We start from the raw sequence: 23504 nt of genomic DNA on the forward strand, positions 1-23504 counted from the left end.
TCACATCACCAACGCTATTTTTTAATAGCTTTCTTTTTCACCATTTGGTGAAGATTGTTGAGAAAGGATATGCTTTAATGGTGAAAATGTTATTCCAAATACTTCTATATCTTCAAAGCCCACAGGGAGATTCTTCTAAATGGATCGCATTGATAAGAAAATTATTGCTGAACTACAGGCAAATGGGCGATTATCTATTACAGAACTGGCAGAACGAATTGGTTTAAGCCTGTCACCATGCCATCGCCGTGTTAAAGCTTTGGAAGAAACTGGCGTCATCAAAGGTTACCATGCGGATCTGGAAGCCTCTAAAATCGGTCTCAATTTCTCAGCGATTATCTTTGTTACCTTAAAAGATGGTGATAAAAAAGCCCTGTCCAGCTTTGAAGAAAAAGTCACTGAAATTGCCAACGTCATTCAGGCTCAGCGTTTATTTGGAAATCCAGACTATTTACTTCATGTGGTTGCTAAAGACTTGGCGAGTTTCCAGAAACTTTATGACGACAGCCTGTCGGCCTTGCCCAATGTACAGCGCCTAACCTCAACCATCGTCATGAAAAATGTGGTCTCGAATCGTTTACTACCGCTTTAAGCAATAATTATCATTTTGGGTAAAGCTAAAATGTATCAATATGAATAAATTCACATCTTTTCTTTACTCAAAGGTAATAAAGATGGGCAACTCTATTAATTTTTTTATCTGTCTGTTTGTATTGACCAACTGTTGAAATCTTCGTCTATACTTAGCCATCAAAACTTGATGACTATGGAAAGATGACTTCTCAAACTCCCAAGAAAATTAAGAAAAAGGGTTGGCTCATTTTAGCAATTGTTGTTGCACTTTTAATTATTGCTATCGTGATTTGGCAGACTGGAACTGCTAAAAAATCAACAGAGGCAGACAAAGCTAAAAATGCAGAAACCACGACACAAAAAGCAGCACTGACCGTTACTGTTGTTTCTCCTCAACAACAGAATTGGGAACAGACTTTCACCGCGAATGGCAATATTGCTGCATGGCAAGAAGTGGTGATTGGCAGCGAACTCTCAGGCCAACGCCTCACCCGAGTGAATGTCAATGTCGGTGATGAAGTTCGACGTGGTCAGGTTTTGGCTGAAATTAACAGCGAAACCATTCGTGCCGATCTTGCAGCAGCGAAAGCAAGTTATGCCGAGGCACAAGCCGTTCTTGCGGATGCAATCACCAACAACAAACGTATCCAGCAGCTTAAAAATACAGGTGCAATTTCAGCACAGGAATCCACCCAATATCAAACCTCTCAAGCCACGGCCCAAGCACGTCTTGATGCAGCCAAAGCACAGATCGAAAGTAATCAATTACGTTTAGCACAGACTCAAGTGGTTTCACCAGATAATGGGGTCATTTCAGCTCGTACTGCAACCGTAGGCTCTTTAGCGCAAACAGGGCAAGAACTTTTCCGCTTGATCCGCGATCATCGTTTAGAGTGGCGTGCGGAAGTCACAACCTCTGATTTGTACAAGCTTAAACAAGGCATGACCGCGCACATCATCTCACCTGATCCTGCCCAACCTGCAGTGACAGGTAAAGTCAGAATGATTGCACCAGTGATTGACCCACAGACTCGTTATGGCTTGGTCTATGTAGATATTCCAACAACCCAAGCAGTCCGTATGGGAATGTTCGTTAAAGGTGAATTTGATTTAGGTCAAAAGCTTGCATTGACAGTTCCTCAAACTGCCCTGCTATTACGCGATGGTTTTTCTTATGTGTTTATTGTCAATGACAAGAATCGTGTCACTCAACAGAAAGTCAATGTGGGTCGCCGTTTAGGAGATCGTGTCGAACTCTTGAATTTACCTGCGAATGTGAAAGTGGTTTCTTCAGGTACAGGTTTCTTAACCGATGGCGATCTGGTCAGTATCGCTAAAGACATTCCAGAGACTCCACTTAGCAAACAACTTGTGACCACACAGGAGAAATAATATGAATTTCTCTGCTTGGTCGATCCGAAACCCGATTCCCGGCATTCTATTATTTATCATGCTGGGTTTGGCCGGATTGTTATGTTTTAAATGGATGAAAATTCAGCAGTTTCCAGACATCGAACTGCCGATGGTGACCGTCACAGCGGCACTTCCTGGTGCCGCACCACCTCAGCTTGAAACTGAAGTAGCGCGTAAGATTGAAAACTCGATTGCAACCTTGCAAGGACTGCGAAATCAATATACCAATATTCAAGATGGTGTTGTCACTGTTACAGCAGAGTTTCAACTCGAAAAACCCCTGCAAGAAGCGGTTGATGATGTGCGCAATGCAGTGTCACAAGTCCGTTCAGATTTACCTGCGGATCTACGAGATCCGATTGTCAGCAAGATTAACCTTTCAGGCTCTCCTATTCTGACCTATACCATCCAATCACCAAAGATGGATGAAGAAGCCCTGTCATGGTTTGTTGATTATGATATTGCCCGCGCCATGTTACAGGTCAAAGGTGTTGGTGCTGTGGCTCGCGTCGGTGGCGTGACTCGTCAGGTTGAGGTTGAACTCGATCCCGAAAAACTCTTGGCTCTGAATGCAACTGCAACCGACATTACCCGACAATTACGTTTAATTCAGCAAGACGCTTCAGGTGGTCAAACCAAAATCGGCGGAAGTGAACAATCCATTCGTACCATTGCGACCGTAAAAACAGCGGATGAAATTGGGGCAATGGATATTGCGCTCAGTGATGGCCGACATATTCGTCTGGATCAGGTTGCGACTGTTCGCGATGGTATTGCGGAGAGACGCTCTGCGGCCTTATTAAATGGCCAACCTGTGATTGGTTTCGAGATCACGCGAAGTAAAGGTGCCAGTGAGGTTGATGTTGAAAAAGGTGTAGTCGCCGCATTGGATAAACTCAAAGCCGCACATCCAGATCTCAAAATCAATGAAGCATTTAACTTTGTAAAACCTGTTCAGGATAACTACGAAGGCTCAATGTCACTGCTGTATGAAGGTGCGATATTAGCGATCTTGGTGGTATGGTTATTCTTACGTGATTGGCGTGCCACCATCATTGCTGCAACCGCCCTACCTTTATCAATTTTGCCAGCTTTGATTGGGATGTATTTCTTTGGCTTTACCCTCAATACCGTCACGCTTTTGGCCATGTCATTGGTGGTCGGTATTCTGGTTGATGATGCGATTGTTGAGATTGAAAATATCATACGGCATTTACGCATGGGTAAAACGCCGTATGAGGCGGCCATGGAAGCAGCCGATGAAATTGGTCTGGCCGTGATTGCCACAACCTTCACACTGATTGCAGTATTCCTGCCAACCGCATTTATGAGTGGTATTGCAGGAAAATTCTTCGTGCAATTTGGTTGGACAGCAGCTTTGGCAATCTTTGCCTCACTGCTTGTTGCGCGTTTGCTTACCCCAATGATGTCTGCTTATATTCTGAAACCATGGGTCGGTAAGGTTGAGCAACAAGATGAATCAACAACACTACAAACTGCCACTGATCAAGGCACAAGCAGCCTAGCCAAAGACCGTGCTAAAGATGGCAAAGTCATGCGTGGCTATATGCGTTTGGTCACATGGTGTCTGAACCATCGCTGGATCACTCTAGCGGGTGCAATTGCCTTCTTTGTCGGTTCAGTCATGCTGATTCCATTGTTACCCACAGGCTTTGTACCCCCACCAGATACAGGACAGACACAAGTCCGATTAGAGCTAACACCAGGTTCCCAGTTTGCAGATACGCTTAAAACAGCCGAATATGCCCGCTCACTGATTAAAGATCATCCTGAAATTAAAAGTATCTATACCACGATTGGTGGCGGTGCTGCGGGAACAGATCCTTTTGCAGGTGGCGCTTCGAGCGAACCACGTAAAGCAACACTGACGATTCAAACCACTGAACGTTCTGATCGTAGTGCCAGCTTACAAGACATTGAAGATCAATTGCGCCAGCGTCTTGCTCCGCTTCCAGGTGCACGTATTCAAGTCGGCTTGGCTGGGAATAACAGTCAATATCAATTGGCTTTATCTGGTGATGATCCTGAAGCATTGATGGCAACTGCGCGTAACCTTGAACGTGAATTACGCACGATTCCAAATATTGGCAGTATTACCTCGAGTGCAGCCTTGATTCGTCCAGAGTTAGTGATTCGTCCTGACTTTGCCAAAGCCGCAGATTTAGGCGTGACCACCTATGACATTGCTGAGACTTTACGAATCGCAACCGCGGGTGATTTCGATCAAAATCTTGCGAAATTAAACTTATCTCAACGCCAAGTCCCTGTGGTGATTAAACTTCCTCTAGCTGCTCGTCAAGATCAGGAATTGATGAAACGTTTGATGGTGAAAGGTAGCCGCGGACCAGTGATGTTGGGCACCATTGCGGACGTCAATATCGAAAGTGGGCCATCGCAAATTGACCGCTTCAACCGTCTACGCAACATTAATTTCAATATCGAATTGAACAACCAACCTTTGGGGGATGTTGCTGCCAAAGTTGACCAACTACCAACCATGAAGAATTTACCACCAACTGTGAAGCGTACCAATATTGGTGATGCCGAAGTCATGCAGGAACTCTTTTCAAGCTTTGGTTTGGCAATGTTAACGGGAGTATTGTGTATCTATGTTGTGTTAGTACTGTTATTCAAAGACTTCCTACAGCCAATCACCATTCTTGTAGCCTTGCCTTTATCTCTGGGCGGTGCATTTGTGATGCTGCTTTTAGCTAAAAGTAGCTTCTCGATGCCAAGCTTGATTGGTCTGATTATGCTCATGGGGATTGCCAGCAAGAACTCGATTCTACTGGTCGATTACGCCATTATTGCAAGAAACGAAAAGCATTATTCGCGATTCAATGCCCTGCTTGATGCCTGCCACAAACGAGCACGTCCAATCATCATGACCACACTCGCGATGGGCGCTGGGATGTTGCCGATTGCACTCGGGATTGGTACAGATCCGAGTTTCCGTGCGCCAATGGCAATCTCGGTGATTGGTGGTTTGATTACCAGTACCTTCTTGTCATTACTGGTGATTCCAGTGGTGTATACCTTTATTGATGATATTAATCGCAAGATACACAGCTTTAGGAAAACCCCAGTTCAGCCTATTGAACCCACTCAATAGTGTTGAATAAAAAAAGACGGTCAGATGACCGTCTTTTTTCTCATTAAGACACGACTAAAACCAACATGAAAAAGATAAAACTTGCACCCGCCAAATAATATAAATAATGCAGCTTTCGGTTTAGCCAGACTAAATCAATCGTAGAGCCAAGTAGTTTTACAAGAGCTAGATTCCAAATCAGTACCACCCCCACCATCCAAAAGCAGACCAGAGCATTTTCAATAAAGCCATATTGCGGATAGATCAAGATCACCAATACCATATAGAACATCAAATTCTTAGGATTAAGTAAGCTAGAAAGTAAGCCAAGCAATAACTGCTTGAGATTAGTATTATTTACTTGTATTTCAAGTTCTTCAGGAATGATATCAATCGAACGACGGGCTAACCGTGCAGCAACAAAGCATTGAAAAGCCAGATATGCGAAATAAGCCACGCCCAACCATTTCATATAGATCAACAACTTGGTATTGATCTGACCCATCAAAAACAAGCTGACATATATTCCAATCAAAATAATTGCATTACCCAGTGCGATACCAAAACACGTATATTGCGCTGCTCGTTGCTTACTTTGTATCAGCGTTTTTAGAATCAAAAAGAAATCTGCACCTGGTGTAAGCAACGCAATAAAATGAGTGATAGCGATGGTTAGAAAAAGCTCCATAGATTCTCTCCCGATAGATGGGAGCGAGCTTAGAAAAGCAGGACAAATTATTCTTGTATAAAATTGCGTAGGCTAAGATTTTTTATAATATTGCTTCGGCGTGATGCCAGTATGTTGTTTAAATACACGATGAAAATGACTCTGATCTACAAACTCCAACTCGCAGGCAAGCTGAGCTAAATCGCAGCCTGCCCTTAACCGTTGCCGAGCTTGATTCACTTTATAATTTAATTGATAAGCATGGGGTGTTAATCCAAAGTAATGTTTAAATAATCGTATCAAAGCATAACGACTGATGTTCATTTTTTCAGAAAGCTCTTGCAAAGACAGATTCTCAATATTGTCTTCAAGGCATTCCAATAAATCAGATAAATGCTGCTGAAAATAATGAGATGACTGTATTTTTTCCCAGTTAAAATTTGGCAACAAAATATCGGTTAGGACCTGAATTAAACAGTGCTCTTTCTGTATCAACGACATGTGAGAATCAAACAAAATAGAATTTAAAGCGCTGAATGCATGATAAAGATTTGAATTATTGATGATATTTGGTTTTAGATTCGGAAAATATAGCGTATCTATCTCTACTTTTAGCTGAATATTTTGCTGTAGCTCCTCGATCAATCCAGCCAACCATCTGGCATCAAGATGCATCATCTGGTAACCCCAAGCCTGATCAGGTAAAGGATTACAAGCGTGCTCTACATGCGCAGGAATAACCACTAAGCTCCCTGCTTGAATGACTTGCTCGTGTGAAAAAGCACTTGAAAAGCGGCTCTGCCCTATATCAACGGCACCGATTGAAAAAGTAGGATGGCTGTGGGATTTATAACAAATGCGACTTTGACATGCCCTACGTGTTTCGACATAAGGCATATCTGGATGACTCCAAAATTCAACTGTTGAGTCCAAAATAATTTAAACTCCAACCACTAGGCTGATCACTTTTTATTTTGCCAAAGCTTTTTCGATATCAGCTTCTAACGCTTCTGGCTTGGTTGTTGGTGCATAACGCTCTAGCACTTCACCATTACGCCCTACCAGAAATTTAGTAAAATTCCATTTGATATTACGACTGCCTAAAAGCCCTTTTGCTTCACGGGTTAAATAACGGAAAATCACATGTGCTTCTGGGCCTTTCACATCGACCTTGGCAAACATAGGAAAACTGACCCCATAATTACGCTGGCAAAAAGTACCAATCTCTTTATTTGTGCCTGGATCTTGTCCTCCAAACTGATTACACGGAAAACCTAAAACTTCTAATCCTTGAGCATTATATTTTTCATAAAGTTTCTCAAGTCCTGCAAACTGTGGTGTAAAGCCACACTTACTTGCAGTATTTACAATCAGCATGACCTTGCCTTTATAATCAGCGAGCGCTTTTATTTCTCCCTCTAACAAGTCAGCTTCGAACTGATAAATGTTACTCATGGATAAGTTTCCTCGTCATTCTTTTCTTCTGTTTTAAGTTGTAATGATGCCGAATTCACGCAATAACGCAGTCCTGTCGGCTGTGGGCCATCCTCAAACACATGGCCCAAATGTGCATCGCAATCATGGCAGACAATTTCTGTTCTGACCATACCATGTGACAAATCTTCATGTTCTTCTATGGCAACACCATCAATCGGTCTAAAAAAGCTTGGCCAACCACAACCACTATCGTATTTCGTTTCAGAAGAGAATAATTCCGCACCACAACAACGGCATACATAAGTACCATGTTGTTTATTATTCCAATATTGTCCTGTAAATGCGGGTTCTGTGCCTTTCTGACGAGTTATGCGATATTCTTCAGGTGATAATTCTCTTTGCCATTCTCGGTCCGTTTTATTCACTTTTCCCATAACCTGCACCTTTATATTCTGTTGTTAAAAATATCATGATGATCAGATTTTATATTTACGCCATTCGAAAAAAAAACTCTAGTCTCAGATCGTACAATTTAGTGAAATTTAAGCACTTAACTTAAAAATAGCAAAAAGAAAGCAAATTAAATCTACACGGTAAGCAATTTTTAACAATATTGTCTTTTACGTAAGCAAATATGGTGTTATTCTAATTCCGCACGGTTGTATAGGACAAAAAATGTCTCAGAAAAAAAGTGTGGTTTTCCAAAACTTATTACCAACCATCAGACAATATCAACAATCGGGTTTTACCCATGAAAAAATTGTTGAATTGCTGAGAGATCAACACGATCTAAATTTGGTAAGCGTTGAAACCTTTAAAAGTTATTTATACCGATATGCAAAAGTGAATCCAGCTATGTCAAAAAATACTGTTGTTCCCCAGTCTACCCAATCAAGCCGAGAAATTAAAAAATCATCTAAGCTTGAGCATGTTTGCTACGACATCCGTGGACCAGTATTACGCGCCGCCAATGAAATGGAGGAGCAAGGACACAAGATCATCAAGCTAAATATCGGCAACCCTGCACCTTTTGGTTTCGAAGCACCACAAGAAATTATTAATGATGTTGCTTTAAACCTGCCGAATGCAATTGGCTATACCGATTCAAAAGGGATTTTCCCTGCACGTAAAGCCATCTGCCAGTATTACCAGCAAAAAGGCATTTTTGATATGCACGTTAATGACGTGTATGTCGGCAATGGTGTTTCAGAACTGATCGTGATGGCGATGCAAGGTTTGCTTGATGATGGCGATGAAATGCTAGTGCCTATGCCAGACTACCCGTTATGGACAGCAGCAGTAAATCTGTCGGGTGGTACTGCTGTTCACTATAAATGTGATTCTGAAAACTACTGGTATCCAGACATTGCAGATATGGAAAGCAAAATCACACCAAATACACGTGGTATTGTGATTATTAATCCAAACAACCCGACAGGTTCAGTCTATCCACGTCATGTGTTAGAGCAGATTGTGGCTCTGGCGAAAAAGCATGACCTGATTTTATTTGCTGATGAAATCTACGACAAAATCGTTTATGACGGCATTGAACATGTTGCTGTTGCAGCATTGGCTGGCGATCAGCTTTGTATTTCATTCAATGGTTTATCAAAAGCATACCGTATTGCTGGTTATCGTGCGGGTTGGATGGCAATTACAGGCGACAAAGCACGTGCAGCTGACTATATTGAAGGCTTGGACATGTTGGCTTCAATGCGTTTATGCGCCAACCATCAAGCGCAATATGCCATTCAAACTGCGTTAGGTGGTTATCAATCGATTAATGATTTGATTCGCCCAGGTGGTCGCTTATATGAACAACGCAATATTGCTTGGGAAATGCTGAATGAAATCCCAGGCGTAAGTTGTGTCAAACCAGATGGTGCAATGTACTGCTTCCCTAAACTTGATCCAGCGATCTATCCAATTGAGGATGATGAAAAATTGATGCTGGATTTATTAAGAGCTGAAAAGGTTCTATTAGTACAAGGTACTGGTTTCAACTGGCCAACGCCAGACCATTTCCGTGTAGTGTTCTTGCCCGCTGAAAATGAATTGCGTGAAGCGATCAATCGCTTGAGTCGCTTCTTGGCGAAAATGCGTTAATAAAAAATCCCCCTTAACTGGGGGATTTTTTATATTTAAGAGTCCGAATCTTGTAGCTCATCCCACTGTGCCTCGTATTCTTTGGCTTTCTTCAAATTTTTAGTTAAGCCAAAACCACCCTTTTCGTAGATTCGCGCTAAATCCAGCAGGGCCTCGTCCTCACCTTGTGTCACCGCCAACTCATAAAATTCCGCTGCCTTTTTATAGTTTTTAGCGACCCCCTTACCTTCTTCGTATACATAGGCAATATTTGAAGAACCTAAACCATTGCCTGCGCCAGAAGCCAAACTAAATAAGCGCAAAGCCTCTTTATAATCTTGCTTTAATCCAGCCTTGCCTTCTAAATAAAAAATACCCAAATTGTTAATCGCAGAAGATTCATTCTGTTTTGCAGCTAATTGGTAATAACGCAGTGCTTTTTTTAGGTCTTGCAGTACACCTTCACCTCCATCATTATATAAATGTCCAAGTTCTGCCTGAGCCATATCTAAGCCAGCATCGGCTGACTTGCTCATCCATTCCAATCCTTTTTGAGTATTTACCTTCACACCATCATCGCCGTAAAGGTATAAATATCCTAAATAATATTGTGCGTAGAGCTGACCTTTTTGTGCAGCTTGGGTATACCATTTCAAAGCGGTTGGATTGTCTTCTTCAATTCCTTCAGCATAGTCATACATGTAACCGACTGAAAAGATTGCATCAGCATTGCCCTGTGCCGCTGACTTTTTAAACCATTCCAATGCTTTACCAAAGTCTTGATCAACCTCATTACCATAATAATAAGCATCGCCTAAATTATTCTGTGCAACGGCATCACCCGCTTTTGCTTGCTGTACAAGCCCTTGACTAAAAGAAACATCATCTGCATAACTCAAGGTAAATAAACTGCTAGTCAATAGTATTGAAAGTACGATATTTTTTAATTTCATTATGTCGCTCGCATTGCTACATTTTTATTCGATTACATTCTAGCTGTAAAACACTTCTTGTAAACTGATATTTATATCCATTGAAAAATCAAAGACTAATTTTTAATATTTTATAAAAATAACAAAGCAAAGACACGGTTTGCCAAAATATTAAGCATTTCATTTTCGGTTTGCATGCTAAACTATGCGTTGCTTTGAAAAAGGATAGTCCTTCTATGCGGTTTGTTCATCTCGGTATCCATACAGAATTCTCGATTACGGAATCGATTGTTCGCATACCTGATTTGGTCAAGGCTGCCGTAAAAGAAGAGATGCCTGCACTGGCACTCACCGACTTATCCAATCTGCATGCTGCAGTAAAGTTTTATGAATCCTGTTTAAAAAAAGGCATTAAACCTATTTTAGGTAGTGTCATTCGCTTGAATGATGCCGAGCACCGTACCACCTTATTGGCGATGAGCAGTAAAGGTTGGCGAAACCTGACTGAAATCGTCTCTCGAGGTTTTATTGAAGGTCAGCAGCTCAGCATCCCATGTGTACAAAAAGACTGGGTACTTGAACAAGCCGAAGACCTGATTGTATTGCTTGGCCAACATAGTGATGTTGGTAAAATGCTGTGTTCTTCCAATCCACAAAAAGCTGAACCTTTATTAGAAGCATGGATTGAAAAGTTTGGAAATCGTGTCTATTTAGCTTTAACTCGGACTGAACGTGCCGGTGAAGAAGATTTCATTCAGCAAGCAGTCAAACTCGCTGCCAAATATCAAATTGGTGTGGTTGCACATAACGATGTTCACTTCGTTGAACAAGATGATTTCGAAGCGCATGAAGCTCGTGTTTGTATTGCCGATGGCTATGTACTTGGGGATGACAAACGCCCTAAAAACTACACTCCTGAGCAATATTTCAAAACAGGCGAGCAAATGTCTGAGTTATTCTCAGATATTCCGAGTGCCCTTGAAAATAGTTACTACATCGCAAAACGTTGTAATGCCGAATTACAACTCGGCACTTATTTCTTACCTGACTTCCCTATTCCAGATGGCTATACCATCGACACCTATTTCGAGCATTTATCTCGTACAGGTTTAGAGGAACGTTTAAATCATCTTTATCCAATTGCTGAACGTGATGATGACTGGGCAGAAATTCGTAAACCCTATGACGAACGTATCAAATACGAAGTTGATATTATTCTCAAAATGGGATTCCCTGGCTACTTCCTCATCGTCATGGACTTTATTCAGTGGGCCAAAAATAATGGCGTCCCTGTAGGCCCTGGTCGTGGTTCAGGTGCAGGCTCACTGGTTGCTTATAGCTTAAAAATTACCGATCTTGACCCATTACGTTATGATCTACTCTTTGAACGTTTCTTAAACCCAGAACGTGTTTCCATGCCCGATTTCGACGTCGATTTCTGTATCGCAGGTCGTGACCGTGTGATTGAATATGTCGCGCAAAATTATGGTCGCCAAGCCGTATCGCAGATTGCAACTTTCGGTACTATGGCTGCGAAAGGTGCAATCCGAGATGTAGCACGTGTCTTGGGTAAATCTTATGGTCTTGCTGACCGTATTTCAAAAATGGTTCCAACCAAACCGCTTGGTGTCGATCTAGCCACTGCGATTGATATGGAACCTCAGCTTAAAGATATCGTTACCAATCCATCAAATCCAGACAATGACGATGCTGCTGAAATCTGGGAAATGGCACTCAAACTCGAGGGCATTACCCGTAATACAGGTAAGCATGCCGGTGGTGTTGTTATTGCACCAGGTAAAATTACCGATTATTCCGCAGTACTCTGTGATGCAGACGGAACAAACCGCGTCGCGCAATACGATAAAGATGACGTAGAAGCGGCAGGTCTGGTTAAGTTTGACTTCTTGGGTTTACGAAACCTGACCGTCATTGAAGACGCAGTTCAAAATATTAATAAAAGAATCAAGGCTGAAATACCGCTTAATATTGCCGATGTCCCACTGGATGACAAAGATGCTTATCTCGTCTTTGCCAACGCAAATACCACTGCGGTATTCCAGTTTGAATCCGTCGGCATGAAAAAAATGCTCAAGGAAGCAAGACCAAGCAAATTTGAAGAAATTATTGCTTTCGTATCATTGTACCGCCCAGGCCCAATGGACCTTATTCCTGACTTTATCCACCGTATGCATGGTGGTGAGTTTGAATATCTACATCCTTTGCTGGAAGGTGTATTAGAACCAACTTACGGGATTATGGTTTACCAAGAACAGGTGATGCAGGCTGCACAGTTCTGTGCAGGCTATACACTCGGTGGCGCAGACTTGCTTCGTCGAGCCATGGGTAAAAAGAAACCTGAAGAAATGGTGAAACAGCGCCAAATCTTTATTGAAGGTGCGTCGAAGAAAGATATTGATGAAGCAACAGCCAACCATATCTTCGACTATATGGAAAAATTCGCAGGCTATGGTTTTAACAAATCACATGCCGCAGCCTATGCCCTTGTTGCCTACCATACTGCATGGTTAAAAGCACATTACCCTGCTGAGTTTATGGCAGCCGTTTTATCATCGGAAATGCAGAACACCGACAGTATCGTTTTCTTGATTGATGACTGCCGTAATAACAAACTGGAAGTGCTTCCACCTTCTGTGAATATGTCTTTATATCACTTCCATGCCAGTGACGAACAAACCATTGTTTATGGCTTAGGTGCAATTAAAGGTGTCGGCGAACAGGCGATGCAGTCGGTCATCGACTCACGGATTAATGAAGGTCCATATAAAGATTTATTTGATTTCTGCCATCGTATTGATCTGAAAAAAATCAATAAACGTACCTTGGAAGCCTTAATTCGTGCGGGTGCGCTAGATTGCCTTGGGATTGAGCGATCAAGTTTAATGGCTCAACTGCCTGAAGCCGTGCAAGCCGCTGATCAGGCTCGAAGTAACCGTGAAACAGGTATCATGGACTTGTTTGGTGAAGTTGAAGAAGTTCAACGTAAACCTGCCAAACCCGTAAAACCATGGGCTGATGAAGTTCGCCTCAAAGGTGAAAAAGATACGCTTGGCTTGTATCTCACTGGTCACCCAATTGATGTTTACCGTCCTGAATTAAAATCATTCATTTCAGCAAAACTGAATGAACTCACCCCGACTCGTCGTGGCGTAACGACAGTTTTTGCAGGTCTGGTGGTGGATATTGCCAACTTCCCGAACCGTATCATGATCACCCTTGATGATGGTACCGCACGGGTTGAAATTAGCTGCAACCATGAACGTTTCCAACGCTATAAGGATATTGTTCGCTTAGAACAGGTTGTGGTGATTGAAGGCGAGATTTACGAGCGCGAAGGTTTTGATCGTCCGATGGCGCGATTAAGCAAGGCTTTTAATTTGAATGAAATTCGCCAGAAACGTGCACAAAGCATTCAAATTCGTCTCCCTCAAGATCTGATGACCAAATCTTTAGCCAAAGATTTACAGGCGATCCTCTTACCTTATTGCAATATCGATATGTGCCAGCATATTGGTCTGCAAATCCTGCTTGAACAAAGCTTTGCAACAGCTGAATTGCATTTAGGTGCACAATGGAAAGTTGTGCCACTAGATGAATTACTTGGAAAACTGCGCGATTATTTTGGTAAAGAAACCATTTCCATCGAATATCAAGTGAAATCAAAGGCTGCAAAAGTAGCGGAAGCGCCTAAGGTTGCAACTATAGCTCCTCCGCAAGACAATATGTCTATGGATGAAGCCCTTGATCTTTACCAAGCTGAAGTCTCTCAATACTCTTAATTTTGGATGATATATGAACCTGTTTGACTCAAACAACGTGTCCAAACAATTGGATCATGTGCGTATTGTTATGGTCAATACCACCCTACCAGCCAATATTGGTAGTGCCTTACGCGCAATGAAAACCATGGGTTTATCAAAACTTGTACTGGTCGCACCTAAAACCTATCCGCATCCAGATATTGATGCTCTAGCAGCCGGTGCTCAAGATTTAATTGAAAAAATTGAAATTGTTGAAACCTTAGAGCAAGCCATTCAAGACTGCCATATGGTATTCGGAACCAGTGCGCGTAGCCGTACTATTCCATGGCCGCTGCTTGATGTCCGCCCCGCAGCTAAAGAAGCTTTGCAGGCCGCAACTAAACAACAAAATATTGCAATTGTATTTGGTCGTGAAGATCGTGGACTCACCAATGAAGAGTTAGCCTTGGCCAATTATCACTTAACCATTCCAGTCAATCCTGAATATGGCGTGCTCAATGTAGCACAAGCTATTCAAGTGGTGTGCTATGAGTTAAGAATGGCTGCACTTGAGCAAAATACACAGGCTCAAGATACCCCAGATGATCACATGCAACTGAAACAGCAACAGAGCATGGAATGGGATGAACCGTTGGTGACACAACAACAAATGGAACAGTTTTATCCTCATTTAGAAAAAATGTTGACCGAAATTGAGTTTTTAGATCCAAATAATCCCCGTTTACTACCATTACGCTTGCGTCGTCTATTCGGAAGGATACAATTAGATCGTATGGAGTATCATTTATTACGTGGAATCTTTAGCCGCGTACAGGCATTAGCCCAAGGTTCATGGAAAAAAACCAATACGGAGGATCATTCCAATGATTAAACAGCTTAAAGAAGATATTGAGGCTGTATTTGCACGTGATCCTGCAGCTCGAAATACACTAGAAGTCCTCACCACCTATCCAGGTATTCATGCACTGATTATGCATCGTATGGCACATGAACTCTGGAAGAAAGAATACAAAGGCACTGCCCGTCTACTCTCGTCATTTAGCCGATTCGCGACAGGGATTGAAATTCACCCAGGTGCAAAAATTGGTAAACGTTTCTTTATCGACCATGGTATGGGCGTAGTGATTGGTGAAACTGCGGAAATTGGAAATGATGTCACGCTGTATCATGGTGTGACTTTAGGTGGAACGACTTGGAATAAAGGCAAACGTCATCCAACCCTAGAAGATGGCGTGGTCGTTGGGGCTGGCGCAAAAATTTTAGGTCCATTTACTGTACATAAAGGTGCAAAAGTGGGTTCAAATGCAGTCGTCACTAAAGAAGTCCCTGAAGGCGTAACGGCTGTTGGCAACCCTGCTCGCTATATTTTCAAAGACAAGACCCAAATCGAGCAAGATGAAGTCAGTCGCCGTGATTATGCAGAAAGCATTGGTTTCCAACCCTATGCAACAACACAAGATCAGGCAGATCCGATTCTAGAAGGCATCCGTGTTTTACTCGACCGCATGCAAAAGAACGAAAAGCGCATGAATGTACTTTGCCAACGTCTGTCTGAAGTTGATCCAAGCTTCAAGCCTCAAAGTTCGAAAACTCAACCATTGAGTAAAGAAGAACTCAAAATTATTGAAGAAGTTAGACGTGAATGCGAAGCACAGAACAAAACTTCAGCAACATAATTGAATATATAAGAAATGTAACAAGCTTATCATTGCAAGTTGGTTTTGCTTTTCCTAGACTGTTGAAACCAACGATCTACTTCTCATTTAACTAAAATTAATGGATGTAAAGCATGAATTTTAAGCCTTTGGCATTACTTGTACTTTCAACTTCTTTTTTGACGGCCTGTGGTATTGCACCCGTTAAAAAAGATAAGGTTGCTGAACCATTTGTGTTCAAGGAACCAGATCCAACCCCAGCTTTCTATGCTTTAAATCCAATCAAGTACGATGCACCGCCAAGTTTTGAAGTTGCGATTAAAGATGCAACTGCTCAACCTGTGACCAAGATGGTGGTGTCATTACAAAGCGACCCGTCAAAAACAACAACGCTTGATGTCAATAAACTGATTATTCCAACAATCGACAGCAAACAACGCAGCATGAAATATGCGGTTCTTGCTGGTGATAATGAAGTTGATGTAACTGAAATCGACGATTTCTTACAATTGGTTGAAGGTAAAGCACGTCACTATCCACCTCGTTTCCCTGAGCGTCAAGAACGTAAAGGTTATGAAGTGAAGCTGAAAGAAACGACACAAAGATTAGATACTTTAGCTGAAAAACCAAATGCGTCTCTTGACGTATTAACACGAGCTTTCAAAGCAAGTGTTATGGCGCGTAACCTAGACTTAGGTACCTCTTATACCTCTAAGTCTTTAACTTATGCTCAACGTATTCTTGCGATGAATCCAAGTGATGCTGAAACCAACTTTTGGTTTGGTTTTGGTTTGTCTGAAGGTGGTGGTCAGCGTGAAGCGATTCCATATTTAGACAAAGCGATGAAAGGCGGTGTACAAGAAGCGTATCTTTCTGCTGCAAATAACTACCTTTGGTTAGAGCAAAAGAAAAATGCGATTCAAACCTTAAAGAATTATAAAGTGAGCTACCCAGATGAAGCGGAAGTAACAGATCGCTTAATCAAAGAGGTTGAAACTGGAAAACGCTGGAATATGTGGCAAGTCCTCAACTAATTGCTTGCAGATTCTGCGCTAAAAAATAGACTGTCGTGTACAGTCTATTTTTTTATCAGTCATTGAAAAAACATTCTATTTTCGTATTATAGCTACAATCTTCCAGCGAACTTGCTGACATATCATGCTAGCATTTACCCCAAATAAACGTCTATTTCTTCTCTCCCTGCTCAGCACCATGGTCATGAGTGGCTGTCAAGTTGTCAGTCTCAAACAACAAGACCTCAATGTTACCATTGCCAATGAGCGTAATAGTATTCTGACGCAAAAGAGATTGAGCGAAGCAAGCCTGAATGTTTTATCCATGTCAGGTAAAGAAGCTAAAATTTGCATGCAGACACCAAATGAGTGTATTGCTGATCTGCATAAAATTCCGCAAATTCAGGATGAACAACTTTTATCAACTTCCAGTGAACTGTATCTTTCAAAAGCGATGACACTGTCTGACTCTTCTGAATGCAAAATCAGTAAGCTGACCAAACATAAGGCCGAAGAAGAACAAAAAAAAATTCAAAAAAGCTATGAGCAATGTTTAGACCAAGAGCTTGAAGCTTTAGATAAAAGTATTCGTTATAGTTATGCTTATTTATTCAAGACATCACGCCAACCACAAGAACGCATTTTTGATAACAGACAGGTTCAAATTCGCGACTTCTATAATCAAGCGTTAACCAAACTGGTCAATGTACATAGCCTCAGAAATCCATCTAAAACGATAACGCCAACCATCCAGATTGGCAAAAGCACCTATACTATTGATATCCAGTCTTATCAGCGTCTACAAAATATGAAGCTTGAAAAGTTTATTTCTAGTTACAACATGAACTTTTCTGGCTTAAGAGCAATTAACCGCCGTGATGGTTTCGGCTCGGATTTCGTTGCGGTTTTCCCTTCTACAGATTCAGCTCCTGGTGAAAATAAATACATACTTGATCCATTGAGCTACAGCTATCCAAATGGCATCAACCCTAATATTCATAAAGCCCGTTATTTAGCTGCAACCATTATTGCACAACCTAAAAAGACAACTGCAACGGTTGAGGATGTGCTTAATAGCCCAGAATTTGAAATCAAGGTTTACGATCCATATAGCGTCGAGAAAGTAAATATTGCTGGAAAAGAATACTCTCTGGCAGCCAATTTCTCTGCACCTTATGGGCTTTGGCTGGCTGAAAATAATTTAGGGACTGCTGCTTATTTAACTTTAATTGATCGTGATCAGCATTTAACCATGCCACATTTATATATGCTCGAACCCTATAATCCCAATAAGAAAATCATTGTATTGGTACATGGTTTGGCAAGTAGCCCTGAAGCATGGATTGCAGTCACCAATGATATTATGGGTGATGCAGTTCTGCGTGAGCACTATCAAGTCTGGCAGGTGTTCTACTCGACCAATATGCCGATTCTAGAAAGTCGCTTTCAAATCTATGCCGTGTTAAAGCAAGCCTTTGGCTCACTAAATCCTAAAGACGCAGCTGCTCAGGATGCGGTTTTAATTGGTCATAGTATGGGTGGCATTATCAGTCGTCTTTTGGTGAGTAATGCCGATATTTCTAAAGAAGCTCTCACCATGATGAATAGCCGCCAGCAAGCACGTTTGCGGAAGCATCCTGTGATTGGTGAACGACTTAAAATGGAACCCATTCAAAACTTTGATCGTGCTATTTTCTTGGCTGCACCACATCACGGAACAGATTTTGCTGATCGCTGGTTTACTTTGGCGGCACGAAAAATTATCAAGTTACCTGCAACCTTTTTAACTACTCTCGCAGATACACTCACCAGTGATGACATGGATCTTAAAGATTTTGTCAAAACTTTGACCAATGATGTAATTCAAAATGGTCCAAGTGATCTGAGTAAAAAGTCCAAATTTATGGAGTTAACTGCCAGCATTCCGCCAGAAAAAGATCTGGTGTTCCATTCTATTATGGGCAACATCACCAAAAGTGACGACCCAAATGTCATTACAGATGGTATTGTTCCTTATAAAAGTGCACATTTAGATGGTGCAGTTTCGGAAAAGATTTTCAAAGGTGGCCACTCTATCCAAGAAACGCCTGAAGCTGTGTTAGAACTTCGTCGTATCTTACGCCAGCATTTAGTAGATCACGGTTTATATAAACCGAAGAACTAAAGACAATAAAAAGCCCCAAATCATTGGGGCTTTTTTAGATTAAATCATTTATACGCCAGAACGGATCATATAATCAAAGGCAGATAGTGAGGCTTTGGCACCTTCACCTGTGGCAATGATGATTTGCTTGTATGGCACAGTGGTACAGTCACCCGCAGCAAATACACCTTTGACATTGGTTTCGTTACGATCATTGATCACGATCTCACCACGGTTACTCAGTTCAACTGCACTGTTCTTCAAGAAATCCGTGTTTGGTAATAAACCAATTTGCACAAAGATCCCTGCAAGTTCAACACTGTGTTCAGCATCAGTGGCACGATCTTTATATTTCAATGCCGTCACTTGAGCACCATCACCGACCACTTCAGTACTGAGTGCATTCAAGATCACCGTGGTATTCGGCAAGCTGTTTAATTTGTCTTGCAAAACTTGGTCTGCACGGAGTTTGGTATCAAACTCAACCAAAGTCACATGTTCTACAATCCCAGCAAGGTCAATCGCTGCTTCTACACCTGAGTTACCGCCACCAATCACCGCAACACGTTTACCCTTAAACAATGGACCATCACAGTGTGGGCAGTACGCAACACCACGGGTACGATATTCTGCTTCACCCGGTACATTCATTTCTCTCCAACGTGCACCTGTTGAAAGAATGATGGTTTTTGATTCAAGTTTGGCACCATTTTCCAGTTCAACTTCAACCAGACCATTTACAGTCTGATCTGCACCTGTGATCTTGCTAACACGTTGCAAGTTCATGATGTCCACACCGTACTCACGTACATGTGCTTCCATGTCTTGGGCGAACTGAGGACCTACCGTTTTTTGAACCGTGGTGAAGTTTTCAATATCCATGGTATCCATCACCTGACCGCCGAAGCGTTCAGCCACGATACCTGTTTTAATGCCTTTACGTGCTGCGTAGATCGCTGCTGTACCACCAGCAGGACCACCACCAATCACCAACACATCAAATGCATCTTTGGCATTGATTGCCGCTGCATCTTTCTCAGCCGAGTTGCTATCTAACTTGGCAACGATTTCTTCCAAAGTCATACGACCTTGACCAATGTGTTGATTGTCTTGGAACACCATCGGTACCGCCAAGATTTTACGTTCTTCAACTTCGTCTTGGAAGAAAGCACCATCAATCATAGTGGCAGTGGTATTTGGATTGTTAATCGCGATCAAGTTAAGCGCTTGAACCACATCAGGACAGTTATGGCAGCTGAGCGAGACAAACACATCAAAGTTTGCGCTTAAGTTTAAGCCTTTGATCTGAGTTAAGACTTCATCAGAGACTTTTGGTGCATAGCCCGATACTTGCAATAATGCCAAGATCAAAGAGGTAAACTCATGTCCCATTGGTAAGCCAGCAAAGAACACACGCGGTTGTTCACCTGCTTTGGCTACACCAAAACTAGGACGGCGAGCGTTTGAACCGTCAAAACGCGCCGTAACTTGGCCAGAAAGTTCAGCAATTTCCGTTACGAGTTCTTTAATTTTTGCAGCTTTGTCCGAGTCATCTAAAGCAGCAACCAACTCGATTGGACTTTCTAAACGTTCTAAGTAAGCTTTTAATTGAGTTTTAATATTTTGATCTAACATGTATGACTCCAAATTCTAAGACGTGCAAATCGGCTAAATTCATTCAATGAAGCTATAGTACGCAAAAGTACTAAATAGGTAAAACAGTATGTTTTTATTAGTTTGATCGGATAAACCGAATTAGGATTTAAAAAACGTCAAGTTTCTGCGTGATTCGAACACGACGATTTTTCAAATGTTTGGCAAGCACATACAAGATGGTGCTGAACGCGACACTAAATACGATCAGTCCCCACAAGATCACATTCACAACGCTTGAAACCCGTTCTGCTTGCTGTGCCCGCAGATCTAGAGGCTGTGTGAGTAATGTAATACTTTTACCGTAAAGCTGCTGTTGCATGACCCACAGCTGCTCAGGCTTAAAATCATATTCTTTAAACTGAATCGGGTTGTTTTTCTCAGCAGCAATCAATTGATTAACATACTCATTTGCTGTTTTACGATCGACAGGCTGATGCAATAAAGCCACTTGCGCCAAGACATAGGCTTTTTCAGTCGATGAAATATTGGCCTGCTGTAAATCCTGTGCAATCTGACTTTCAACAATATTGTTTTGATAGCTCATCCATTGCTGATAGGCCTGCTTGGTTTCATCTTTCCAGTCGTATTGGATATAGGTCAAACCAGACCAAAGCAAGATAAACGAAATCACCCATGCCAGAATACGCTGTGTCCATGCTTGGAAACGTTGCTGAAAAAATTTGAATTTCTTTGCCCAGCTGATCAGTAAAAAAGCACCAACAAACGAAACAAAGAGTTTGAGAAACAGCCAGCCAAACCATGATAATAAATTAAAAAAATAATCGACAGGTTGCTTAAAAGGAACCAAATCCTGTACATGATAAGGCAAATCTAAAGCCTGTACATGTATGGAAAGATCAAAGAAACGATAGATAAATTCTTTTTGCAAAAACAGCGCAGCAATTGTAACCACCAACAATGTACTGGTCAGAAAAAACCAGATCATCAAATTGCGTTGACGTTTTTTTAATACATCTAAACGCTGGTCAATGGGTTGTACACTAAAATCGTCTATGGGTGACAATGATCTTTCCTTCAAAAATAAGCAATATCAAGATTTAGGCGGTTGGCTATTCTCAAGCACCAAATGATTCAAATTCTCTTGCAAAGCGCGTAAGCGAGTTGTTGCTTCTGCACGCTTTTGCATACCTTCTTTCTGAATCTGAATCACATCGTTTACTGTTTTAATGAGGGTGTTTTGTACATGTTCAAGTGTTTCAACATCAATTACAGAACGCTGATTCGCTTTGGCCGTATCAACAGAGTTCTGATGCAATAGCTCAGCATTACGACGTAATAATTCATTGGTGGTATCATCAATCGCCTTGGCGAGTTGTACGCTGTTCTTTTGTTCTTGCAGCGAAATTGCCAAGCTAATTTGATTCTTCCAAGCAGGTAATGTGATGTTTTTAATCGCATAAAACTTATCCACCAACATTAAATTGTTCGATTGGATAATCCGAATCATCGGCAAAGTTTGCATTGCAGACTGCTGTAAAACATGAAGATCACTGACTCTTTTTTCAAGATTATTTGCCACATGATTCAGGTCATAAATCTGTTGAGTGGTCTGTTGATCTTGTTCCTGACTGGTCAGAGTCGTGATTTGCTGTTGAATATCCTGCTGCTTCAACTGGCCCGCTGCAATATACACACCCAGTTGTTTATATTCGTCCTGAACAGCATCAAACATTTTATCTAATGTGCCAACACGCGCTTTCAAACCTGATTGTGAACTTTCAATTTCTTTGACCAGTACATCAATCTGCTCTTTGGTGGTATTAAAATGCTGGTCAAAATTTTGCTTGGCGCCTTTAAGTTTGCTCAGCAATCCACCAAAAAACCCAGAGCTTTTTGATTTATTCAGAATACTTGAAGTATTTAGCTGCTGAGCGACTTGTACCACTTCATTAAGTTTCTGCCCTGTAGCATCCAAGTCTTTATTCTGTACCAAATTTAATAATTCATCGGTATAGGTTGAAGTCTTATTGGCAATATTTTTACCGTATTCAGCCACAGCTGTAGTACTGATTTCAGCCAGTTCTTTATGTGCATCCATCACTTCAGCATAGTCGTGGGGTTGCAAGCCCAGCTCTTTTAAATTCAATTGCTCAAAGCGCTGTTCTGGCTTCAGTTCAATTTCATTTGATGATTGGATTAATTCTGAATCGGACATCATATTCCCCTCTTATTTCTGTAACGATTTTTTCAAATTTTGAATTAACTCTTCTCGGCTCTTATCTAGCTGCTCAATCGTTGCGCTAGAGTTTGACTCACGACTTTGCTTTAAATGATATTGCCAAGCTGGAATCAACACCTGTTGTGCCTCTTTAAAACGATCTAAAAGACTAAAGGATAAATGCTGTGACAACTGCATCTGTTTCATCGCAATATCATTACTGCTCTGTAAGGTTTGTAATGTATTGATTTTTTTAGATAGTCGTTCAACAAAATGATCAAGCACCTGCTGTTTACTGAATTGAGGGTATTCCCTTAAAAACTCATCTGCTGCAACAATATAGGCTGCCATTTGTTCTCGTAAACCCAAGGCTTGCTGCAAACGGGACTGGGATTTCTGGATTTCAATCTGCAAGCGTTGGCTTAAATAATTTGCTTCATTGATCAAACGATCCAAGTCTTTAACATATTTCACTTGTCCAGCATCATATTCAACATCAATTCCCAACCATTTTTGCAATGCATTAAATCGTCGGCTACCTAAATGTTTCTTGGACAGCGATAATTGCTGAATGATCTGCGTAATGACTTCACTCAGCTGTTGATTCAACTTTGGATCAACACCATTGAGTAACACGCTCTGTGCCTGCACCAAATGATCTGCATAATGATTCAAACGATGCGGATCATTGACTAAAGGCAATAAGTCATTCCGTTTAATCGCCAAAATATGTTCTTGATTTGACTCAATTTGCGATAAAGGTGTTAAGTCGAGCGGTATCGTCATAAAAGTAACAAACAGTCAGAACAAATGAATTTGAACAGATTTAGTTTTAGCATGTTCTCACTATTTCGCAT

18 protein-coding genes are annotated in these 23504 nt (G+C 41.5%); 9 read left to right on the forward strand and 9 right to left on the reverse strand.

Translation table 11 applies throughout. The features are described from left to right. The first annotated feature begins 139 nt into the window (after nt 1-139). The 3 genes from MMO42_RS03275 to MMO42_RS03285 all read left to right on the forward strand — a co-directional run bounded on the left by MMO42_RS03275 (nt 140) and on the right by MMO42_RS03285 (nt 5119). Complete coding sequence (locus tag MMO42_RS03275; RefSeq protein WP_005152264.1) at nt 140-592, forward strand: Lrp/AsnC family transcriptional regulator; 453 nt, start codon at nt 140-142, stop codon at nt 590-592. A 182-nt stretch (nt 593-774) separates the two neighbouring features. Next, nucleotides 775-1965 (forward strand): efflux RND transporter periplasmic adaptor subunit, encoded by a 1191-nt coding sequence (locus MMO42_RS03280; RefSeq protein ID WP_241319313.1) that lies wholly within the window; start codon nt 775-777, stop codon nt 1963-1965. 1 nt (nt 1966) lies between these two features. Next, a complete protein-coding gene (locus MMO42_RS03285) occupies nt 1967-5119 on the forward strand; it encodes an efflux RND transporter permease subunit (RefSeq protein ID WP_241319314.1) in 3153 nt (1050 codons plus the stop codon). A 43-nt stretch (nt 5120-5162) separates the two neighbouring features. Here the strand turns inward: MMO42_RS03285 and MMO42_RS03290 are convergent, their stop codons facing one another. From MMO42_RS03290 to msrB, 4 genes are all read right to left on the reverse strand, one after another. Then, complete coding sequence (locus tag MMO42_RS03290; RefSeq protein WP_241319315.1) at nt 5163-5786, reverse strand: LysE family transporter; 624 nt, start codon at nt 5784-5786, stop codon at nt 5163-5165. A gap of 72 nt (nt 5787-5858) precedes the next feature. Beyond that, nucleotides 5859-6662: an AraC family transcriptional regulator gene (locus tag MMO42_RS03295; RefSeq protein WP_241319316.1), complete on the reverse strand. Its 804-nt coding sequence runs from the start codon at nt 6660-6662 to the stop codon at nt 5859-5861. A 72-nt stretch (nt 6663-6734) separates the two neighbouring features. Beyond that, nucleotides 6735-7220 (reverse strand): glutathione peroxidase, encoded by a 486-nt coding sequence (locus MMO42_RS03300; protein ID WP_241319317.1) that lies wholly within the window; start codon nt 7218-7220, stop codon nt 6735-6737. Continuing rightward, nucleotides 7217-7636, reverse strand: coding sequence for a peptide-methionine (R)-S-oxide reductase MsrB (gene msrB, locus MMO42_RS03305; RefSeq protein ID WP_005152257.1), 420 nt, complete (start codon nt 7634-7636; stop codon nt 7217-7219). The genes MMO42_RS03300 and msrB overlap by 4 nt, the downstream gene beginning before the upstream one ends. Before the next feature lie 241 nt (nt 7637-7877). Between msrB and MMO42_RS03310 the strand changes: the two genes are divergently transcribed. Then, a complete protein-coding gene (locus tag MMO42_RS03310; RefSeq protein WP_241319318.1) occupies nt 7878-9308 on the forward strand; it encodes a pyridoxal phosphate-dependent aminotransferase in 1431 nt (476 codons plus the stop codon). A gap of 35 nt (nt 9309-9343) precedes the next feature. Here the strand turns inward: MMO42_RS03310 and MMO42_RS03315 are convergent, their stop codons facing one another. Further along, complete coding sequence (locus tag MMO42_RS03315) at nt 9344-10240, reverse strand: sel1 repeat family protein (RefSeq protein WP_241319319.1); 897 nt, start codon at nt 10238-10240, stop codon at nt 9344-9346. Between the two features lie 215 nt (nt 10241-10455). Here MMO42_RS03315 and dnaE point away from each other — a divergent pair, with 215 nt between their 5' ends. The 5 genes from dnaE to MMO42_RS03340 all read left to right on the forward strand — a co-directional run bounded on the left by dnaE (nt 10456) and on the right by MMO42_RS03340 (nt 18833). Continuing rightward, nucleotides 10456-14019, forward strand: coding sequence for a DNA polymerase III subunit alpha (gene dnaE, locus MMO42_RS03320; protein ID WP_241319320.1), 3564 nt, complete (start codon nt 10456-10458; stop codon nt 14017-14019). Between the two features lie 13 nt (nt 14020-14032). After that, on the forward strand, nt 14033-14872 hold the full coding sequence (locus MMO42_RS03325) for an RNA methyltransferase (protein WP_241319321.1): 840 nt from the start codon (nt 14033-14035) through the stop codon (nt 14870-14872). Then, complete coding sequence (gene cysE / locus MMO42_RS03330) at nt 14865-15677, forward strand: serine O-acetyltransferase (RefSeq protein WP_241319322.1); 813 nt, start codon at nt 14865-14867, stop codon at nt 15675-15677. The genes MMO42_RS03325 and cysE overlap by 8 nt, the downstream gene beginning before the upstream one ends. A gap of 113 nt (nt 15678-15790) precedes the next feature. Then, nucleotides 15791-16690: a hypothetical protein gene (locus MMO42_RS03335; protein ID WP_241319323.1), complete on the forward strand. Its 900-nt coding sequence runs from the start codon at nt 15791-15793 to the stop codon at nt 16688-16690. Between the two features lie 124 nt (nt 16691-16814). Next, nucleotides 16815-18833: an alpha/beta fold hydrolase gene (locus MMO42_RS03340; protein WP_241319324.1), complete on the forward strand. Its 2019-nt coding sequence runs from the start codon at nt 16815-16817 to the stop codon at nt 18831-18833. Nucleotides 18834-18881: 48 nt separating this feature from the next. Here MMO42_RS03340 and ahpF read toward each other — a convergent pair whose 3' ends face one another. The 4 genes from ahpF to MMO42_RS03360 form a co-directional block, all read right to left on the reverse strand. Beyond that, nucleotides 18882-20447 carry an alkyl hydroperoxide reductase subunit F gene (ahpF, locus tag MMO42_RS03345; protein WP_241319325.1) on the reverse strand — a complete coding sequence of 522 codons (1566 nt, stop codon included), beginning with the start codon at nt 20445-20447 and terminating at the stop codon, nt 18882-18884. 127 nt (nt 20448-20574) lie between these two features. After that, nucleotides 20575-21492, reverse strand: coding sequence for a hypothetical protein (locus MMO42_RS03350; protein ID WP_241319326.1), 918 nt, complete (start codon nt 21490-21492; stop codon nt 20575-20577). 27 nt (nt 21493-21519) lie between these two features. Next, a complete protein-coding gene (locus tag MMO42_RS03355) occupies nt 21520-22644 on the reverse strand; it encodes a toxic anion resistance protein (protein ID WP_241319327.1) in 1125 nt (374 codons plus the stop codon). A gap of 12 nt (nt 22645-22656) precedes the next feature. After that, nucleotides 22657-23433: a tellurium resistance protein gene (locus MMO42_RS03360; protein WP_241319328.1), complete on the reverse strand. Its 777-nt coding sequence runs from the start codon at nt 23431-23433 to the stop codon at nt 22657-22659. Nucleotides 23434-23504 lie beyond the last annotated feature (71 nt).

It is taken from the genome of Acinetobacter sp. ANC 3882 (genome assembly GCF_022549545.1).
Classification (GTDB): Bacteria; Pseudomonadota; Gammaproteobacteria; order Pseudomonadales; family Moraxellaceae; genus Acinetobacter.

What these genes read in the sequence shown, in the direction of transcription:
- dnaE (WP_241319320.1), top strand. Translation starts at nt 10,456, where the DNA reads ATGCGGTTTGTTCATCTCGGTATCCATACAGAATTCTCGATTACGGAA.
- MMO42_RS03315 (WP_241319319.1), bottom strand. Translation starts at nt 10,240, where the DNA reads ATGAAATTAAAAAATATCGTACTTTCAATACTATTGACTAGCAGTTTA.
- MMO42_RS03275 (WP_005152264.1), top strand. Translation starts at nt 140, where the DNA reads ATGGATCGCATTGATAAGAAAATTATTGCTGAACTACAGGCAAATGGG.
- msrB (WP_005152257.1), bottom strand. Translation starts at nt 7,636, where the DNA reads ATGGGAAAAGTGAATAAAACGGACCGAGAATGGCAAAGAGAATTATCA.
- MMO42_RS03300 (WP_241319317.1), bottom strand. Translation starts at nt 7,220, where the DNA reads ATGAGTAACATTTATCAGTTCGAAGCTGACTTGTTAGAGGGAGAAATA.
- MMO42_RS03310 (WP_241319318.1), top strand. Translation starts at nt 7,878, where the DNA reads ATGTCTCAGAAAAAAAGTGTGGTTTTCCAAAACTTATTACCAACCATC.
- MMO42_RS03335 (WP_241319323.1), top strand. Translation starts at nt 15,791, where the DNA reads ATGAATTTTAAGCCTTTGGCATTACTTGTACTTTCAACTTCTTTTTTG.
- MMO42_RS03280 (WP_241319313.1), top strand. Translation starts at nt 775, where the DNA reads ATGACTTCTCAAACTCCCAAGAAAATTAAGAAAAAGGGTTGGCTCATT.
- cysE (WP_241319322.1), top strand. Translation starts at nt 14,865, where the DNA reads ATGATTAAACAGCTTAAAGAAGATATTGAGGCTGTATTTGCACGTGAT.
- MMO42_RS03340 (WP_241319324.1), top strand. Translation starts at nt 16,815, where the DNA reads ATGCTAGCATTTACCCCAAATAAACGTCTATTTCTTCTCTCCCTGCTC.
- MMO42_RS03355 (WP_241319327.1), bottom strand. Translation starts at nt 22,644, where the DNA reads ATGTCCGATTCAGAATTAATCCAATCATCAAATGAAATTGAACTGAAG.
- ahpF (WP_241319325.1), bottom strand. Translation starts at nt 20,447, where the DNA reads ATGTTAGATCAAAATATTAAAACTCAATTAAAAGCTTACTTAGAACGT.
- MMO42_RS03325 (WP_241319321.1), top strand. Translation starts at nt 14,033, where the DNA reads ATGAACCTGTTTGACTCAAACAACGTGTCCAAACAATTGGATCATGTG.
- MMO42_RS03290 (WP_241319315.1), bottom strand. Translation starts at nt 5,786, where the DNA reads ATGGAGCTTTTTCTAACCATCGCTATCACTCATTTTATTGCGTTGCTT.
- MMO42_RS03295 (WP_241319316.1), bottom strand. Translation starts at nt 6,662, where the DNA reads ATGCCTTATGTCGAAACACGTAGGGCATGTCAAAGTCGCATTTGTTAT.
- MMO42_RS03360 (WP_241319328.1), bottom strand. Translation starts at nt 23,433, where the DNA reads ATGACGATACCGCTCGACTTAACACCTTTATCGCAAATTGAGTCAAAT.
- MMO42_RS03285 (WP_241319314.1), top strand. Translation starts at nt 1,967, where the DNA reads ATGAATTTCTCTGCTTGGTCGATCCGAAACCCGATTCCCGGCATTCTA.